18 protein-coding genes are annotated in these 16,854 nt (G+C 29.4%); 1 reads left to right on the top strand and 17 read right to left on the bottom strand.

Going from position 1 to position 16,854, the window contains the following annotated elements:
• The first annotated feature begins 65 nt into the window (after positions 1-65).
• The gene (locus ABWP20_RS03545; protein ID WP_353093803.1) at positions 66-1,115 is read left to right on the top strand and encodes a hypothetical protein; all 1,050 of its coding nucleotides are present in this window, start codon (positions 66-68) and stop codon (positions 1,113-1,115) included.
• Positions 1,116-1,508: 393 nt separating this feature from the next.
• Here ABWP20_RS03545 and ABWP20_RS03540 read toward each other — a convergent pair whose 3' ends face one another.
• From ABWP20_RS03540 to recD2, 17 genes are all read right to left on the bottom strand, one after another.
• Positions 1,509-1,760: a hypothetical protein gene (locus tag ABWP20_RS03540; protein WP_353093801.1), complete on the bottom strand. Its 252-nt coding sequence runs from the start codon at positions 1,758-1,760 to the stop codon at positions 1,509-1,511.
• Between the two features lie 58 nt (positions 1,761-1,818).
• Positions 1,819-2,226 (bottom strand): HEPN domain-containing protein, encoded by a 408-nt coding sequence (locus tag ABWP20_RS03535; protein WP_353093799.1) that lies wholly within the window; start codon positions 2,224-2,226, stop codon positions 1,819-1,821.
• 20 nt (positions 2,227-2,246) lie between these two features.
• Entirely contained in the window at positions 2,247-2,405 is a 159-nt protein-coding gene (locus ABWP20_RS03530) for a hypothetical protein (protein ID WP_353093797.1), read from the bottom strand.
• A gap of 440 nt (positions 2,406-2,845) precedes the next feature.
• A complete protein-coding gene (locus ABWP20_RS03525) occupies positions 2,846-3,979 on the bottom strand; it encodes a flagellin N-terminal helical domain-containing protein (protein ID WP_353093795.1) in 1,134 nt (377 codons plus the stop codon).
• A 183-nt stretch (positions 3,980-4,162) separates the two neighbouring features.
• Positions 4,163-4,762, bottom strand: a complete 600-nt coding sequence (locus ABWP20_RS03520; RefSeq protein ID WP_353093793.1) for a hypothetical protein — start codon at positions 4,760-4,762, stop codon at positions 4,163-4,165.
• The gene (locus ABWP20_RS03515) at positions 4,755-6,044 is read right to left on the bottom strand and encodes an AAA family ATPase (protein ID WP_353093791.1); all 1,290 of its coding nucleotides are present in this window, start codon (positions 6,042-6,044) and stop codon (positions 4,755-4,757) included. Before ABWP20_RS03515 ends, ABWP20_RS03520 begins: the two co-directional genes overlap by 8 nt.
• A 297-nt stretch (positions 6,045-6,341) precedes the next feature.
• Positions 6,342-7,904, bottom strand: coding sequence for an HD domain-containing phosphohydrolase (locus ABWP20_RS03510; RefSeq protein WP_353093789.1), 1,563 nt, complete (start codon positions 7,902-7,904; stop codon positions 6,342-6,344).
• Between the two features lie 31 nt (positions 7,905-7,935).
• The gene (gene csrA, locus ABWP20_RS03505) at positions 7,936-8,169 is read right to left on the bottom strand and encodes a carbon storage regulator CsrA (protein ID WP_353093787.1); all 234 of its coding nucleotides are present in this window, start codon (positions 8,167-8,169) and stop codon (positions 7,936-7,938) included.
• A 1-nt stretch (position 8,170) separates the two neighbouring features.
• Entirely contained in the window at positions 8,171-8,620 is a 450-nt protein-coding gene (gene fliW, locus ABWP20_RS03500; protein ID WP_353093785.1) for a flagellar assembly protein FliW, read from the bottom strand.
• 169 nt (positions 8,621-8,789) lie between these two features.
• A complete protein-coding gene (gene flgL / locus ABWP20_RS03495; RefSeq protein ID WP_353093784.1) occupies positions 8,790-9,755 on the bottom strand; it encodes a flagellar hook-associated protein FlgL in 966 nt (321 codons plus the stop codon).
• A gap of 21 nt (positions 9,756-9,776) precedes the next feature.
• Complete coding sequence (flgK, locus tag ABWP20_RS03490) at positions 9,777-11,219, bottom strand: flagellar hook-associated protein FlgK (protein WP_353093782.1); 1,443 nt, start codon at positions 11,217-11,219, stop codon at positions 9,777-9,779.
• A gap of 5 nt (positions 11,220-11,224) precedes the next feature.
• Positions 11,225-12,625, bottom strand: coding sequence for a flagellar hook-associated protein FlgK (gene flgK / locus ABWP20_RS03485; RefSeq protein ID WP_353093780.1), 1,401 nt, complete (start codon positions 12,623-12,625; stop codon positions 11,225-11,227).
• A 2-nt stretch (positions 12,626-12,627) separates the two neighbouring features.
• Positions 12,628-13,095, bottom strand: coding sequence for a flagellar protein FlgN (locus tag ABWP20_RS03480; RefSeq protein WP_353093778.1), 468 nt, complete (start codon positions 13,093-13,095; stop codon positions 12,628-12,630).
• Between the two features lie 15 nt (positions 13,096-13,110).
• Positions 13,111-13,395 (bottom strand): flagellar biosynthesis anti-sigma factor FlgM, encoded by a 285-nt coding sequence (flgM, locus tag ABWP20_RS03475; protein WP_353093776.1) that lies wholly within the window; start codon positions 13,393-13,395, stop codon positions 13,111-13,113.
• 63 nt (positions 13,396-13,458) lie between these two features.
• Positions 13,459-13,875: a TIGR03826 family flagellar region protein gene (locus ABWP20_RS03470; RefSeq protein ID WP_353093774.1), complete on the bottom strand. Its 417-nt coding sequence runs from the start codon at positions 13,873-13,875 to the stop codon at positions 13,459-13,461.
• Positions 13,876-13,888: 13 nt separating this feature from the next.
• On the bottom strand, positions 13,889-14,545 hold the full coding sequence (locus tag ABWP20_RS03465; RefSeq protein ID WP_353093772.1) for a ComF family protein: 657 nt from the start codon (positions 14,543-14,545) through the stop codon (positions 13,889-13,891).
• Positions 14,546-14,550: 5 nt separating this feature from the next.
• Complete coding sequence (gene recD2 / locus ABWP20_RS03460) at positions 14,551-16,773, bottom strand: SF1B family DNA helicase RecD2 (RefSeq protein WP_353093771.1); 2,223 nt, start codon at positions 16,771-16,773, stop codon at positions 14,551-14,553.
• Positions 16,774-16,854 lie beyond the last annotated feature (81 nt).

The following is a 16,854-nucleotide window of genomic DNA, read 5'->3' as shown; positions in this document are numbered from 1 at the left end:
TCTATCTATTGATTTTAAGCTATGATATACTAATCTTAGAACTAATGTTTTTATGAGATGCTAATATGCCTACTTTGTACACTAACGAAATGATTGAAATTATAAAAAATGAATATCCTGATTCGGACAATGAAGTCCTATCTAATAAATTAGGAATTTCTCAGAGTTCTCTAAGATGGAAAGCATCTCGACTTGGTATTAGGAAAAGTGATGTATTTATGAAGCAATATTATTTAAGACTTCAAGAAAATAAAAAAATTAAACACGAACAAAATTATAAAAATTATGAAATGAATAATATCGAGAGGAATATAATCATTGGAAGTTTGCTTGGCGATGGTACACTTTCTAAATATGGGAGAAGTCTTAATGCTTGTTATAGAGAAAATACGGGTATATCTCAGATAGAATATAGGAAATGGAAAGCAGATAAGTTGAAAAACTTAGATTTTAAAATCAACTCTAATGGAGGTATATATTCACCTTCTCATCCTATTTATACGGAATTATATAAAATGTTTTATCCAAATAATTTTAAAATAATACCTAAGGATGAATTAGAAATGCTAAATCATCCTATAGGACTAGCTTGTTTATTTATGGATGATGGTAGTTTAGTGATAAACAATTATAAGAAATCACATTCAATAACTCTATTTCCACAAATATTGCTCTATAGTCAAAGTTTTACACGTGAAGAAAATATTATGTTGATGGAACATATTAACGAAACCTTTAATATTGAATTTAAATTATCTAAACGAAAAGATGGTTCAAATTATATCTTGAAAATTAATAAAAGAAATGAAGTATATAAATTCTTGGAAATTGTAAAACCATATTTCAATGAAATTCCTAATATAAGATATAAAATTAATGTAGATTCTAAACTTATTGATACTCATAGGAAATATGTTGAAAAATATAAAGATAAGATTATTAAGATATCTAATAGAGAAACTTTTGATAATACCTATTCCCCTGAAGAAGAAACTAGAATTATAGAAATGATTAATGATGGGGTTAGTTATAAGAGTATTGCTGAAAGTCTTGATAGGCCTTATTATGGACTTTATAATAAGGTTAGGAGGATGAAGGAAAACGAGCTCATTTAGAAAGGGTAGAATATTATTCTATTCCTATAATCTAATATCTATAGCCTTGCCTAAATAAGGATTAATTGATTAATCCATCATTTTCGTATTAGCTTCTAACATCTAAGTTAAATCTACAGCTTGTACTTTATCTGTATCCATTACCATATTTAAAACGGAGATACAAGTGCTTTTATTTGACTTAGGTCATTGATAATGCTGCCATTTCTATGATATCAGACCTCCTTTTGCTATTATAATAAAACTATTAAGATTATGTATTCTTTAATTGTATTCATCAATTTACTATATTTTTTTACATTCAACTTTCGACAAAATTCGATCGGAACCTGGAACTTTGCGAAGGAGGTCTTTTTCCTCCGTGAGCTTTAAACTAGTTATGTCCTAAAATTTTTACTCTTTTTCAACAAATTCTATTGGATTTATCTTTTTTATAAATTTACCATTTTCTACACCTATACTCATACCTTTATAACGTCCCTTTACATCAATTAATTTCCTTTCATAATCCTCAATAGTTTCTATAATAGCTGTATCACTAAAACCTGTCTTTTTCATAATTTCATCCAAAAGAGCTCCTTCAATATACATATTTATTATATCTATTCTCTCTATTGGCTCCATTGGTATTCCTTGTTTCCCCACTTTGACCTCTCCTTTCTTATTTTTGATAGATACTAAGAGACTAACCTATTTATCTAAATTAAATTTCCTTTGACTTTCTATCTTTAAACCAATTTGGATAGCCTACATTCACTAATTCTAGTGATACATTATATAATTCATCAAATAAAGTTTGAATAACAACAGGAGCAGAATTGATACATTTTTTTAATTCTTCAGTATCATACACTTTTGTATAACTTCCGTCAGAATAGTGAATTATTTTGTTTCTATATTTTGTAATTTCAAGATAATTTTCTATAGCAATATCCAAAGGAGATCCTTTTACTACCTTAAAATTAAATAAATTACTTAAGTAACTATTAAATTTAATATAGTTTGTTAGTTTTATACCTAATGGTGGAAAATATAATTCCTCCGTTAAAGCTTTATAAAGTTTTTGTTCTTCTTTTGAACAATTAGTTTTTTGCTCTAATCCATATACCAAAAGTTTATTTACCCAAGCTTCTACAGATATGCAAAAAAATATAATTGAAGAACGATAAAATCTCCATTGTGAAAATGCATTTTTTCATTATTTCCCAACTCCATATAAAACAAAGCATCATTAAACATTTCACTTGACATATTTGTTATTGTTACTGAAGCATGAAATTTAGATTCCATAAACATTTCCCTCCTATATGTAAAAAGAAGCCAGAGGAATAATCCCCTGACCGCTTATAATTTTACCTATATATTCAATTATCTTAATAATTGTAATACAGTTTGAGGTGCTTGGTTTGCTTGCGGACCATCGTTTATGTTTCCATATACGCCAGACTATATCTTCAACCATTTTTGGTTGTTGGGTACTTCGGAGGCATCCTCTCCCCTATGGATTTCATCACCGTACAATACGATTGCCTTAGGTTGTATATCCTAGTCGTTGAACCTTCTCCAACTTTTCAGTACAGGAGCTCGGCTGCTGATTGTCCAATCTAACTAATTTTCAAACCTTCACGTTTGCCGTTTCCAACTCCGTTGTAGTTTAGTTAGTTTTAGGAGGTTCCAGCAATTCACCCAATTTGCTCTCAAAAATTACTCTTTGAGGGACCCTGTTTCCATTATCTCAACAATTGTAAAACTGTTTGAGGATTTTGGAAAGATTGAGCCAACATAGCAGTTGAAGCTTGTTGTAATATGTTTTGTTTTGTTTGCTCCATCATTTCCTTTGCCATGTCTACGTCTCTGATTCTTGATTCTGATGCTTGTAAGTTTTCAGCTGAAGTATCTAAGTTCTTAATAGTATGTTCTAATCTATTTTGGATAGCACCAAGTTTTGATCTTTCTTTTGATACTGTTTCTAAGGCATCATTAACTATAGTAATAGCTTTTGATGCTGATTTTTGTGTAGATATATTCACTCCAAATTCTCCTGATACTGCAGTTTTTATCTCTACTGCAGTAGTCGCTTCTTTTGCTAAATCTCCAGCCTTTTTGTCTGTATCTAATTCTACTTGGAATCCTAATTTTTCTAATTCTGCTTTTAATTCAGCATTTGTAGTTTTATTTGCACCTGCTGCTACGCCTTCTTTACTTGCTAGTGTTATTTGTATATTTTTTGAATCTGTCGTATCTACTTTTAAATCTTGACCTGAGGCAGTTGCAGCTGTAACAGTTATTTTCACACCGCTTCCATCCCTATTCTTAACAATTAAATCTCCTACTGTACCTTTAAACATTTCACCATCTACTGATAAAGCTTTTGCAGCCATATCATTAACTGCTATTGTTACATCTTGTCCTTCATTTGCACCAATATGGAATTTCTTATCTTTAAATGATCCATCTAATAGATTCATAGTATTGAATTGAGTTGTTTCAGCTATTCTTGTAATCTCTGCTGATAATTGGTCAATTTCATCTTGAAGATTTCCTCTATCAACACCTGTATTTGTATCAGTTGATGATTGAACTGCTAATTCTCTCATTCTTTGAAGAATTGCATGAGTTTCATTTAAAGCACCTTCAGTAGTTTGAATTAAAGAAATACCATCTTGCGCATTTCTTGATGCTTGAGTAAGTCCTCTGATTTGGCCTCTCATTTTTTCTGATATTGCTAATCCTGCTGCGTCATCTCCTGCTCTGTTGATTCTGAAGCCTGATGATAATTTTTCCATTGATTTTGATCCAGCTGTATTAGCTATACCTAATTGCCTATGTGTGTTCATTGCCATCATGTTGTTATTAATTCTCATTTTTATTCCTCCTTGATTTTTGTTTGTTGGCATCCTTGCCAAAATATTTTATACCTTTGGCCAAAAGGTTTTTTAACTTTCAATATTATTATCGGATACATGTCCAATAACTTTAGTGTTTTCATGAGAATATTTTTCTTTTATTTCCAGCTCTTTTAATTTATAATATCTGTCTTATCTATTCTAATTTAAGGTATTATTTTCATATTGTTTTACAAACTTTTCTTCAAATTCTTCTGCTGTATATGTGTGAACTTTTTTAAAATACAAGTTTTTAAAGTGCTCTCTCAATTTAAAAGGATCGGACTCTAGCTTTGCCAATTGATTTAAAGAACTTGAAATTCTATCTAGACCTCTTGCATCCTGTACTTCAGACTTGTCCAATTTCTTTTTATGACTTACACTATACTCTTTATTATATACTAAAATATAATTAAGGTTTTCTCTAGTATAAGAAATACCTTTACTTATTATATCAGTTAAAATCAGCAAACTATCGAATATCTTACGCCTTACATTATGTATTTCTTTATCCATATTTCCATTTTTAAATTCAATAAAATATAACTCATCTTTACTTTTATATAAAACATCATTCGACTTTGGTGTATATTTTAATTTTAAATCTTTTATATAATCATTTTTTACACCGTCAAAGTCAATAACTTCAATTCCTGAATTAGTCATATATTTTATATCTTTTTTATCTGCATCATCTTTGGAGGTTTCCTTGAGAGTACTTTTATTATTACTAAAAATATCACAGTTCCAAATATCAGTCATCACTATACCTCTCAATCTCCAATGTTTCAAAAGGCTTTGCAAGCTTAGTATATACTTCGTCAATAGACGTAGTTACATCCCTAATTATAGCTTGATCCTCCATGTCTTCAGCCAAATAGTAGTTGCATTTATCTGCTATTTCATATTTTGCGGAATATACCTGAATAGCACGTAAAAAATATGGACTATGAGTATTTAATAAAATATGCATATTAAATTCTTTTTGTATAAGAACAATAATTTCAGCAAATAGGATTTGCCACTCTGGATGCAAATGGATTTCTGGTTCATCTAAAACAATGGTTCCATTATCTTGTATACTGCCATTTAATAGTAAGGTCTTGAGTATAATAAATGTTTTTAAGCCAGTTGATATATTTTTTATATCTAATACTTTATCTGAATTATTATTTTTATATCCAAATTTAGATCCTGTTATTTTTATCATTTGTCCACTACAAATTGTATTTATTTTAGAAAAAATATTATCTATTTTATTTGATATTATAATCTTATTTATAGCATCTACTACACCAAAATCTTCTTTTGTATTCCTAAGTTTTGATTGTAGATGAAATCTATGATTATTATAATTATTAGATCCAATATGAAATATTGGAGAGGAGCTAATATCATCTAATACAAAGGGATCATCTATATAAATGACTTCTGTGTTTAAACTAAGTCTCTTTGATATATCTGTAACTTCATTATCCCTGATTAAAATTTCAATATTAGTTCCTTTTATATTTAGCTCTACAATACCACCACTATCATTAGAAGAATAAATATTATTGATTTGACTATTAAATTCTGAATTAAGTTTCTGTGACAGGACAGTTTTAAAAATATCCTCATCAGATAGAGATATAATCTGATAGACCTTTTTAGTTATATCTTCAAGGGATATTTCATTAGTATAATTTTCAGTATTTCTATAACCTCGGAGAAAAAATTCCACTATATCTTTTTTTAACAATTTAGGATTTTCCTTATAAAAATCTGCTTTTTCTGATATAGTGTTTGTCATCTCATCTGTATCCAACCCTATTATGAATCTATCTGTAGGGTTAATATATCCTATGTCTAAAATTCTTTTTATGGCATTTCTTCTTTCTTTATAAATTTGTTGTTTAATTTTATAGAAACTATTAAAAATACAAAATAAAGTCTTACCAACCGTACTTTTACCTGTGTTGTTTTCACCAGCAATAACAGTAATGCCATTTAGTTCAACTATTGCATCTTTAATTTTCCCTATATTTTTTAGAGTTAAAATCATCTATTAACCCTCCCACATATTTAAAATGTATCTATATAGTATAATTATTATTGTTACCAATTATACCCAATTCCTAAATTTTATATCTTAGAGTCTATATAAATCTAATTACATTGATGATAGTAATATAGATATCTACAATAATATATACTTCAATTACTTATAGTATATACAATCAGCAGAATCATTACAATAATATTGCGAAGAATATAATAATATCAATTACTATTCAATGTCTATTATAAAAGAGCAAAAGGAAAAATACCCTAGCTCTCTAATTATATTTTGAAATCTTTTTTATTCCTTATTATCGGATACATGTCCAATAACTTTAGTATTTTCATCAGAATATTTTTCTTTTATTTCCATAAATTCATCTAGATTATTAAATAATATATCCACTAACTTTGGATCAAAATGTTTTCCACTTTGATCTTTGAAATAATTTAATATATCGTTGATTATCCAAGCCTTTTTATATACTCTAGGAGAACCTAGAGCATCAAATACATCTGCTATAGCTGATATTCTTCCATAAATATGTATCTCTTCTCCTTTTAATCCCCTTGGATATCCTCCACCGTCATATCTTTCATGGTGTTCATGAGCTACTATAGCTGCTGCTTTTAGGATTTCCCTTTTAGAATTCTTTAGGAGATTATATCCTATTGTTGTATGTGTCTTTATTATATTAAATTCTTCTTTAGTCAATTTCCCTGGTTTTAAGAGTATCTTATCTGGTATGGCAACTTTTCCTATATCGTGTATTGGTGAAGCATTGGCTATTAACATAATTTCTCTCTGAGAAAGTCCATATTTTTCTGCTAAAAGCTGACAATACTTAGACACTCTTTTTACATGGGAGCCAGTTTCTTCTGAGCGAGCTTCTGTTACTTCTCCTAATGTATATAATATTTCCTTTTGAGTTTCTTCTATTTCTAAATTTAAGCATAGATTATCAAAGGTTGCAGATATACTTTTATGAAATACATTTAATAGCTCTATATCAATGCAATCTATGTTTTCATATCTTTCTATAAATATAATTGCTTCATTTCCTGCAGTACTTTTGTATCTAGCTATATAGCAATCATCAAAAAGCTCATGGTCTCCACCTTTATTTATTTTACTTACCTTTATAAAATCATTATCTGATATGTTTTCTTCAACTTTATTATCAATTAAATTTCTATATTTACCTGTCCCACCGATTATTGTAAATGTATGAGTTTTATCTTGTTTTACTCCTACAAAGGAGTTTATGGGGCAGTTTTCACTTCCTAGTCCTTTACATTGATTAATTAATGAACTTAGATAATATAAACTAGATATTAAAAAATCATTAATTGTATCCTTTTCATATAATTTAGATATGTATGATACTACTTTCTCCATTGACTCTCTATGATTTTTTATTCTAATAATATCTCTAAAGGACCTTAGAGATGATAAGATAACTGTCTTCATTTTTTTAGAAAACAAATCGGATTTATTTTCATATCCGTTTATATCATAGTTCAATATAATTTTATCCTGTAGAATATTAGAGCCTTTACCTGTCATTAGAACTAGTCTAATATCGAAGTCTTTTACATCTTCTCTAATATATTTTACAAAATTTAGACCTGTATCTCTGTCTTCTAAGAAGACATCAACTAATACTAAGGCTACATCTTCATTTTCTTTTAATATTTCTATAGCTTCACTAGATGTATATGCACTATAAAACATTATGCCTTTATCTTCAAATACAAGGTTCTTATTAACTTCTTTAAGCATCCTATGTATGAAATTATCATCATCAACTATCAATACCTTCCAAGGCCCATTCTTGCTAATACAAGTTCCTATATCATTCATGGTATGATTCCTCCCTGAACAACTACAATATTTAAGTAGTTTTTCCATTTAAAAATTTCTTTACATCACTTAATTTAGAAGTATTATTGAGAGCTGCTAAGTTTTCGTCCTGCATTTCTTTATATAGCTCTTTTCGAATAATATCTATATTTTTGGGTGCATCTATTCCTATTTTAACTTTTCCATCTTCTATTTCAATTATTTTTATCTCAATATTTCCGTCTATAATTATTGACTCATCTTTCTTTCTAGTAAGTATTAGCATATTATTGACCTCCTACTTTGGAGTCTTGGTTGAAGATAAAATGTTTTGTAGTATATCTTTTATCATCTAGTATTACTTGTTTGCCTAATCTTTTCTTTGTATTAATAACTATTGGTCCTAATAAATTAGTAGTCATTTTATTTATATCTTCTGGTACTACTACTATTGTATATATATTTACATCTTCTTCTTTTTCTATTTTTAATTTATTTATTGCTGTATCTGGAAGTAATATATCATAGTCTTTAAATATTTCAAATGGATTTATCACAATAAATGATAACTCCTCTCTACTAACTGATTGCAATGAATGAAATGGATTTTCCTTGTCTTCATTAAATATAAGTACAAATTCTTTTTCTTTTTCAAATGCTGGTATTCCTTCTTCAAATCTTATTATCTTATCTTTTTCTATTTCAATGTCACCAAAATTTCTAGTTCTTATTTTCATTGATATTACCCCCTTTGTTTTTTAATTTTCAACTAAAAATTGAGAATTAAAATGTCCATATTAATTCCATTATAATATAATATTAGGAATTATTATACATTATTTTAAAAACTTGAATATAAGACTATATTAAATAAAAAAATAGGCGACCAAAGGTACGCCTGTATGATTATCTTAAAAAGTCCATTAGACTTGGTTGTATTATTCTTGACCCTATTGATAAGCTTGCTCTATATACATTTTCCTCTATAGCTAATTTCATATATGCTTCAGGTAAGCTAACATCCTCATTAAATGATAGTAACTCCTTCACATTTACAACTTGAGTTTCCAGTTTATTTTTAGTAAGCTCTAGCCTATTTACTTTAGCCCCTATTTCTGATGTAACTGATAATATTTGATCTCTACAGTCCTTTATATTTCCTAAGGCTTCTTGGATTTTATCTTTGTCTTTATCTTCCAAAGCTTTTTCTAACTGACTAAATACAGATATTAAATATGTTTCATCTGTATTTCCTGTTATTTCATCTATATATCCTGGTCCACCAATAATTTCATTATTAGTCGCATCATACTCAGCTTTTCCAAAAACCTTATTCCCTAAAGTATTTACCTTTACCGTTTCTGCTACTCCTACATTGTACACAAATACTTCATCATTCTTTAAATCCACCTTATATTTTCCATTCTCGTCCAACAATTCCTTATCTGTTTTAAATCCTGTAAATAATGACCTTCCTGCATAGGTTGAATTACCTATTTGGATTAAATGGCTTTTTAATTCTTTTATTTCATCTCTTATTTTATCTAAATCCTCATTATTAGGTCCATTTGCTGCTTGCACTGTTAACTCATTCGCTCTATGAAGCACTTCATTGATTTCCTTTAGAGCAGACTCAGTTTCCTTCATCCATGTAGTGGCATCCTTCGTATTTCTAACATACTGTTCTAGTTTTGAAATATCTGTATTAAATTTTAATGATTTACTAGCTCCTATTGGATCATCAGATGGAACTCTAAACTTTTTTCCTTCATATGCCTCATATTGTAGCCTTTCCAATCTCTGTAAAGTATTATTTAGATTATATGTCATATTGCTTACAAGCATATTATTTGTTATTCTCAATAGTTTCACCTCTTCATTATTAGCTTTTTATTATCTTCCAACTAATCCTAATCTATTTACAGTTATATCTATTATGGCATCCATAGTGGATATCATCTTTGATGATGCCACATATACATGTTGAAATCTTATCATATCTGCCATTTCTTCATCTAAGTCTACACCTGATATAGATTGACGTTTTGTTGCTATATTTTGTTGCAGCGCATTTTGAGATTTATATAGTCTCTGAGCTTGAAGACTATCAACCGCCATAGAAGAAAGCATGGATTTAATAAAATCATCCGGAGTTCCTTGTGATACTGAACCTGAGAAGAAATTCTTGTCTTCCCTTTGCTTTATTAGTTCCATAAGGTTTCTATTATCTTCAGCATCTCCACCTGATTTACCTGCAGCTGCTATGTTTTCTATATCACTAAGTACTTCATCAGATAGAGTTAAAGTTGCAGCAGTTATATTATCAGGATCATTATTGGCTCCTACAAAAAAACTTATTCCATTAGTAGTACTGCCTACACCATATCCAGCTTCATGCACTTCATTAAATTTATCTGCAAATCCCTTTGCAAATTCATCAAGTTGTTTCATATAATATGGTATACCTCTATAGGTATTTAATTCTCCATCTCCCTGAATCATATCCAATAGTCCCTTTAATTCTCCAGATTTAATATTTGCTTCTCCACCATTTTCCCAATGAATTGTATAAGTGTCTTTGCCGCCAACATTTGTAACTTTAAGTGACATTTCATTTGTATCTGTATGACTTACTATGGATATACCTCCAACAGAAACATTATATTTTCCATCAGGGGATTCATTAACCTTTACATTTACAATCTTGGACATTTCATCTACTAGTAGTTCCCTTTTATCTCTTAAATCATTGGCAGGTTTGCCATCTATTTCTGATGAATATATTTGTCTATTTAACCTTGCTATTTGATCACTTAGATTATTTACATATCTTACTTTTGTTTCTATTTCATATTCGGTTTCCTTTTTCATATCCTGTAATCTCTTTGCTGTTTCATTAATATGTTTTGTTAGAGCCATTGCATTTTCACGTACAGGTTCTCTAAATGATACATCTTTAGGATTTTTACTCATTTCATCTAAACTTCTATAGAAATCATCCATATATTTTCTAAAACTATTATTAGATGGTTCACCCATTAATTTTTCCATTTCTGTTAATGAAGTTTGCTTTACTTCCCATTCTCCCTTAGGAGCTGTTTCATTCCAATATTTAAAATCTACAAAAGAATCCCTTACTCTTTCAACATTATATATTTCTGTACCAGTTCCTAAAAAGCCTATGCCCGGCATTTTATATGGATTTGTGGCTCTTTGGTCTACTTGCTGTCTTGAATATCCCTTAGTATTCGCATTATCTATATTATGATTTGTAGTATATAAAGCTCTCTGTGATGCAAGAAGCCCTCTTACTGCTGAATTAAATCCAAAAAACATTTATTCTACCTCCCCACTAATCCTACTCTATTTACAACTGTTTCTATCATCTCGTCAATTGCATTTATCACTCTGGAATTTGCTGAATATGAATGTTGAAACTTTATCATATCTGCCATTTCCTCATCTAAAGATACTGCTGATATACTTTTTCTTTTATCATCTATATCCTTAATTAAAAATCCTTGATTATTCACTATGGATTCGGAAGCTTGTCTTTCTATACCTAATTGAAGTATTATATCTCGGTAATATCCTTCTATCTTTTTATCTCCATACAAGCTATTATCATCCCTAATTTTACAGATTTCCTTTGCTATTTCTCCATCACCTTTGGCACCGGTTTTTGATACTGCTATTTTATTGAAATTTGCAAGGTCTTGATTTACTTTTATATTAGCTGCAGTGATTACTCCATTTGATCCTACGAAAAAATCCTCTCCAGAATTTCCCTCTAAATCAACTCCAGTTTTGTGTAAGTCATTTATCTTCTCTGCAAATGTATTTACTAATGTATCTAATCTATTCATATACTCTACCATAGAAGTATCTCTTACATCTATAAGTCCTGCTAATTCACCTTGTCCATCTATCTCTATTTTTTCATTTGAATTTTTCCAATATATATGTCCCAACCCACTACCATCATTTTTTACATCTATTGTACTAATATAATTTCCATTTATTAAGTCTCTTCCTTGTAGAGATACTACAATCTCTCCAAAGTTATTTTCATAGGACTTAATAGGTATTAGTTCTGATAATCTATCTAATAGTGCATTTCTTTCATCTCTGAAATCATTAGCCTTTATTCTGCTGTTTTCCCCTTCTACTAATTTAATACTCTTATTTAATTCTCCAATTCCATTTAATATACTATTTACTTCGTCAACCTTAGCAAGAATTTCCTTATTTAAGTTCTGTCTTATATCACTAAGTTGTCTTGATATATGATTTACAGTATCTGTAAATGCAACAGATGATTCATGTACTAGACCTCTTATTGGCAAACTATCTGCCTCTTTAGAAAGTTCATTCCAATTTTCCCAAAAATCATTCATTATCTTTTGCAGACCATTTTCGTCTTTACTTATTTCATTAAATACACCCTCTACATCCTCAAGGATTTGGGACTTAGCATAATGATATCCAAATGTGGATACTTCTCGCCTTACTTTCATATCTAAAAATTCATCTCTTATTTGTCTAACTTGTTGCACATTAACTCCTGTACCAGTTTCCAATCTCCCATCTGCAGATTTTGTATATGAATTATTTGTATGCATTGCTGATTGTCTTACATAATTTGGATTATTTGCATTAGATATATTATGTGAAATCGTATCTAAGGACATCCTTGATGCTTGTAATCCTGATATTGAAATATATAGACCTCCAAATCCCATTTTTACACCTTCCTATCAAAAATATGATTTCTACTGGATTTCTTATTTTCATCACCATATCCTGGTTCTATATTGGTGCTAGTAATGAAATTCATATTAAAATCAATCCAATCTAGATTTTGTTTTATTAGATCGTTATTCAATTTATTTCTAAGTGAAAGTTCTTCCATTTCGTCATGCATTTTATCTACAATAGTTATTAAGCTTTCATTATTTTCTGGTAGATTTTCTATAATATTAGAAATGGGGGTATTTATAGCTATCCCCCAAGTATCTAAAAGTTTTTCTCTTGCTTCTTCTAAAGTGGCCATTTCATTTATTAGATTTTCTTCATCTTTTGTAGTTTGTTCTAACTCATGGATATGATTATCTACAATCATATCTGTTTTGCTAAAAGAAAGTTCTTTTAACTTCATTAAAATATCCAATTCTTTTTCTAAGACTAATACTAATTCTTCACCAAAAGTCATTTTTATCACCGACCACTAAATTTTTTTGTCAAAATTAACAGATTCAATTATTTTTTCAGCTATTTTCTTCCCATCTACATGATAAGACCCTGATTGAACTTGTTGTTTTATATTTTCAACTTTATCCATACGTATATCTTCTACATCTTTAATTTTTTGTAAGGCATATTGATACTCCATTGCCTTCTCAGATATTTTAATTTTATCTGTGTCATTTACTTTATTATCTGATTTAACTTTCTTTCCCCCTGAATTTTTGTTGTAAACTTGGAAAATATTATCCAATTTATTTATTCTCATAAAAAACACCCCTCTTACCTATTCAATATTATTATCGGTAAGATGGGGTGTTTCTTTAATTTTTTATCTCTTTTTTTCATATCTATCTACTAATCTGAATTTTTCTTCCTTTTTCCTATCTATTGTGGTTTTATTAGATCTTGCAGAATCAACTACCTGCCCTAATTCCCTTTGAAGTTCATTTGTACATTTATCACAAAATCTTCCAGTTTTAATACTTGCTCCGCATTTCTCACATTCCAATATCAGATTGCTTCCATCAGCTACTTCTAGTCTTCCTTCCTTTAAATAACCTATTATCTTACTTGTTTCTACACCTGTTGCTTCTTCAACTTCTACAATATTCGCTCCTGGATATTCATATAAATACCCTTTTACTTTCTGAAAATCCTTTTCATCATCTTTCCTACAGTTAAAACATATTTTAAATCCATCATAGTTATAGATTTTTCCACATCTTGTACAATTTCTTATGTTCATAATTTCACATCCCTTAATTATTTTTACTTGATGTCAAAGCAAGCCCAATTATTTCCTTGGCTCCAGCATTTATAAGAACCTTACTGCACTCCTCCATAGTCGCTCCTGTAGTTATAATATCGTCTACTAGAAGGAGTTTTTTACCTTCTATAAGATTTGCATTTCTTATTTGAAATGAGTTTTTTAAATTTATCATTCTATCAATTTTATTTGAGTGACTTTGTTCCTTTGTCCATTTTATCTTTATTAAATTATTACATAATAAAGGCTTATTTAAATTCTCTGATATGTACCTTGCCAATAACTCCGCCTGATTATAACCTCTTAAAGCTTCCTTTCTTCTATGGACTGGAACATAAATAACTCCATCTATGTTTTTATCTATATTTTTGTTTTTTATGGTCTTAACCATAATTAATCCAAATGGTTTATAAAAATAGTTTTTTCCGTTATATTTATAATTCTTAATCATTTCTCTAGTAAATCTATTGTATGAAAGTGAATAATATATCTTCTTAATGTAGGGAGAATTCATTTCAATCTCCCTATTTAGTATTTCTAAATTTCCATAGCAGTCCTTACATATACCTTCGGCATTTCCAGTTTTTTCTTTACAAAAAAGGCAGATATGTTTTGTTGGGAAAAGTAAACTATTTAAAGTTTGAAGCAATTTTATCACCTCATAAATACAGATATATAATTTCTAATCTTCTTATCTAATGCAGAATATCTTTTTGTTATTCTATTATTTTTTATCATCATAGATAAGTATCTTTCTTCCCCTACTAATACTACCAAATTTTTAGCTCTAGTAATTGCAGTATATAATAAGTTACGAGTTAGAAGCATTGGAGGTCCCCAGCTAATTGGCATAACAACTATTGGAAATTCAGATCCTTGAGATTTATGTACTGTTGTAGCATAGGCTAGTTTTAATTCGTCTAATTGATTAAACTCGTATTCCACCTCCTTTTCATCATCAAATAAGACTTTCATCATCCTATCTTCTTCATCTATATCTATGATAAAACCAAAATCCCCATTAAAGATTCCCTCACCGTTGTTTATTTCCATACCATCTCTCACTATTTTCCATTCAGTTGTATAGTTGTTTTTTATTTGCATTACCTTATCTCCAACTCGGAATATATCATCTCCTACTGTTTTTTCTTCCTTTGATTTATCTTCTGGATTTAGAACAGATTGTAAATGCTTATTCAATGAGTTGATACCTACATCACCTTTTTTCATAGGAGTCAAAACTTGAATATCTCTTAGTTTGTCTACTCCATAAAAACTAGGAAGTCTTTCGAGACAAAGTTCTAATACGGTATCTAATATCCCATCACCATTTCTTCTAGTTAAGAAAAAGAAATCCTTATCTTTTTTATTTAAAATAGGTTCTTCACCTTTATTTATCCTATGGGCATTGACTATTATCATACTTTCCTCAGATTGTCTAAATATCTCATCTAGTCTAACAACCTTAATTACTCCTGATTCAATAATATCCTTTAATACATTTCCTGCACCTACTGATGGTAATTGGTCTATATCTCCGACTAAAACTACACGTGTTCCTGGATTTATAGCTTTTAGAAGGGAGTTCATAAGTAAAATATCTATCATAGAAGATTCGTCTATAATTATTAAATCTGCATCTATGGGACTGTCCTCATCTCTTCCAAATGCCATAGATTCTTCTTCCATAAAGGAATACTCTAACAATCTATGTATGGTTTTTGCTTCTCTTCCTGTTGTTTCAGTCATCCTTTTTGCTGCTCTACCTGTTGGGGCCGCAAGGATTACTGATAGTTTCAAATCTTCGCAGATTTTTATTATGGCATTAATAGTAGTGGTCTTTCCTGTACCTGGACCACCAGTAACAACCACTAGCCCATTTTCTAGGGACTCCTTTATGGCTAAAATCTGTTTCTCAGCAAATGTAATTTTGTCCTCTTCCTCTATTCTTTCTATTTCTTTTTCTACATCTATTTCTACTTCTTCTAATTTGACTTGTGATAGCTCTACTAGCTTTTTACTAACATTATTTTCCGCTATATGAAATGGAGTATAATATACAAGGGTATCCTCATCATCTGGAATCAAATGAATATTTCCCCTAAGTCCTAGATTTCTTATTCCTTCCTCTATTAGGTTGTCTTCTGTTTCTAATAATTTAGATACACTAGTTATTAACTCTTTCTTTGGTACATAACAATGACCATTTCCTGCAAATTCCATTATAATATATTTTATGCCTGCTTCTATTCTATATTGGGACTCTTTACTTATACCCATTTTATATGCTATTTTATCTGCAGTTTTAAATCCTATTCCATAAATATCTTCAGAGAGTCTATAGGGGTTTTCACTAATTATATTTATTGTATCTTTACCATATTTTTTATATATTTTTATTCCATAATTAACAGTAATACCATAGCCTTGCAAAAATACCATTATATCTCTAAGTTCTCTTTGCTCTGCGTAGGCCTCTACTATTCTTTCCAGCTTTTTTTCACCTATTCCTGGAATTTCCTTTAATCTTTCAGGATTATATTGTATAATTTCCAGTGAATCTAATCCGAATTTTTCTACTATTTTCTTAGCTGTTTTAGGTCCAATATGAGGAATTAAGCCAGATGATAGATAATTCTCTATTCCTTTCAGCGTCGATGGCACTACTGTAGAGATACTTGTAAAAGATAATTGTTCTCCATAGGTAGGATGATAAATCCATTCCCCCTCTACTTTTACAGTTTCCTCTAGATTTATGAAAGGGGTATTACCTACTATGGTAACTGGTCCATCAGATGTATTAAGCTTTGCAACTGTATAGCCATTAGCCTCATTTCTAAATCTTATTTCCTCTATTACACCCTCTAAAGTTAACATTTATTTCACTCCTGTTTTTCAATTGACAATTAACAAAGAACAATTAACAATTAAAAAAATTAAAAAACTAATTGGTCAATT

The organism is Tissierella praeacuta (assembly GCF_040396155.1).
Classification (GTDB): domain Bacteria; phylum Bacillota; class Clostridia; order Tissierellales; family Tissierellaceae; genus Tissierella; species Tissierella praeacuta_A.
Note: the sequence above shows the minus strand (reverse complement) of the source record. Positions and strands in the feature narration are given on the sequence as shown.